Source organism: Agromyces binzhouensis (assembly GCF_004135055.1).
Lineage (GTDB): Bacteria > Actinomycetota > Actinomycetes > Actinomycetales > Microbacteriaceae > Agromyces > Agromyces binzhouensis.
Window position 1 is genome coordinate 1 of the sequence record NZ_SDPL01000461.1, and the last position, 2,295, is coordinate 2,295.

General features: G+C 75.6%; 2 protein-coding genes. One reads left to right on the plus strand and one right to left on the minus strand.

Annotated elements, in window-relative coordinates:
* Positions 1-77: 77 nt before the first annotated feature.
* The gene (locus tag ESO86_RS15665) at positions 78-1,121 is read right to left on the minus strand and encodes an alcohol dehydrogenase catalytic domain-containing protein (RefSeq protein WP_129235796.1); all 1,044 of its coding nucleotides are present in this window, start codon (positions 1,119-1,121) and stop codon (positions 78-80) included.
* A 190-nt stretch (positions 1,122-1,311) separates the two neighbouring features.
* Here ESO86_RS15665 and ESO86_RS15670 point away from each other — a divergent pair.
* A partial coding sequence (locus tag ESO86_RS15670) for a DMT family transporter (RefSeq protein ID WP_129235797.1) occupies positions 1,312-2,295 on the plus strand: 984 nt, incomplete at its 3' end.

Sequence of the window (2,295 nt, forward strand, 5' to 3'; positions counted from 1 at the left end):
GACGAGGGTCCCGACGGCGCCCACGCGGCAGCCGCGACGGGCGCCGCTGCCGGACGTCGCCTGATCGGAGCGGTCGGCTACAGCTCGACCACCGTCATGCCTGAACCGGCTCCGCCGGCGCGGCCCATGGCCGCCAGCGCGTCGGGCACGGCGTCGAGCGCGATGGTGCGGCCGACGAGTTCGATCGGCCGGAACGCCTCGGACGCGACGGCGCCGAGCATGTCGGGGTACTCGTGGGCCGCCATGCCGTGGCTGCCGAGGATCTCGAGCTCGCCGTCGATGACCGCGTCCATGGGCATCGCCGCCGTGGCGTCCTCGGCGAGCATGAGGCCGATCTGCACGTGCCGGCCCCGCTTCCGGAGGCTCCGCACCGACGCGAACGACGTCTCCGGACTGCCGAACGCGTCCACCGAGAGGTCGACCCCGCCGTCGCTCGCCTCGCGCACCCGGTCCGCGGCGCCCTGGCCGCCACGGATCGGGGTCGCGCCGAGGTCGGCGGCTGCGGCGAGCGCGGCGTCGGAGACGTCCACCCCGTAGACGGGGACCCCGGCCGCGACGGCGATCATGATCGCGGAGAGTCCCACGCCGCCGCAGCCGTGCACGGCGACCTGCTCCCCGGGGTGCAGGCGGCCGCGGGTGATGATCGCACGGTACGCGGTCGCGAAGCGGCACCCGAGGGAGGCGGCCTCGACGAACCCGAGCGTGTCCGGCAGGCGGATGAGGTTGAGTGCGGCCTCGTCGACGACGACGTAGTCGGCGAACGATCCCCAGTGCGTGAAGCCGGGCTGGCGCTGGGCGTCGCAGACCTGCTCGTTGCCGGCCAGGCATTCGGCGCACCGACCGCACGCGCAGATGAAGGGCGCGGTGACCCTGTCGCCGATGGCCCAGCCGGAGTCGTCGGGCACCTCGGAACCGAGCTCGGCGATCTCGCCGGCGAACTCGTGGCCCGGCACGTGCGGCAGTGCGATGCCGGCGTCGTGGCCCATCCACCCGTGCCAGTCGCTGCGGCAGAGCCCCGTCGCGCGAACGCGCACGACGGCGCCGCGCGGCGGACAGGCGGGACGCTCGACCTCGACGAGTTCGGGTTCGTCGCCGAATCCGCGGTACATGACGGCGCGCACAGGTCCTCCTCCGGGTGGTGGCCGGCCGCCGGCCACGAGGCACCGTGCGCCGGGTCGCGCGCCCCCTCGGCGATGACGTGACGGATGCCGCGGCGAGGCGACCCCCGGAATCCTATCGGGCGCGGCGACCCCGCCGGCCGTCGCGATGTCGGGACTTCCCGCGCTCGCCCGATTGTGTAACAATCTCCGCATGCGCTCCGTCCTGCTCGTCCTCGCCGCGGCCGTGTGCTTCGGCACGACGGGCACCGCTCAGGCGCTGGGGCCCGATGCCGATCCGGTCTCCGTCGGCGCCGCGCGCATCCTGATCGGCGGTGGCGCCCTGGCCGCGATGGCGCTCGCCCTCCACGTCGCCGGGCGTCGGCGCGGCGCGACCGGGACATCCGTCGCCCCGACGTCCGGCGTCCGCCCACCGCGGTGGCCCGCCTGGGTGGCCGTCGTGGTCGGAGCAGGCGGCGTGCTCGCCTACCAGCCCGCGTTCTTCGCCGGAACGGCGGCGAACGGCGTGGCGGTCGGAACGGTCGTCGCCCTCGGATCGGCGCCGGTCCTCACGGGCGTGCTCGACTGGGTGCTGCGGCGTCGCTTCCCGGGCGGCACATGGGTCGTGGCGACCGCGCTCGCGACCGTCGGCGTCACGGTGCTCGCCTCGGCGAGCGGCTCCGGGCCGAGTGCGGTGGACCCGCTGGGGATCGCGGCATCGGTCGCCGCAGGGGCCTCGTACGCCGTCTACACGCTCGCCGGCAAGTCGCTGCTCGACCGCGGCTGGGCCCCGTCGGCGAGCATGGGCGCCATGTTCGGCGTCGCCGCGGCGCTCAGCCTGCCCGTGCTGCTCGCGACCGACACCGGCTGGCTCGCGACGGCACCGGGCCTGGCGATGGCGCTCTGGCTCGGACTCGTGACGACCACGGTCGCCTACCTGCTCTTCGGCGCCGGCCTGAAGGGACTCACCCCCGCGACGGTCTCGACCCTGACGCTCGCCGAGCCGCTCACGGCGACGCTGCTCGGGGTGCTCCTGCTCCAGGAGCGACTGCCGGCGACCGCCGTGCTCGGGCTCGCCGTGCTGGCGTCGGGCATCGTGCTCCTCGCCGTCTCGAGCAGTCGACGGATGCCGCGCCCCGCGGCGCCGCGGACGGACGCCGCACCGGCCCCCAGGCCGCGCTCGACGCCCGAGGCGCAG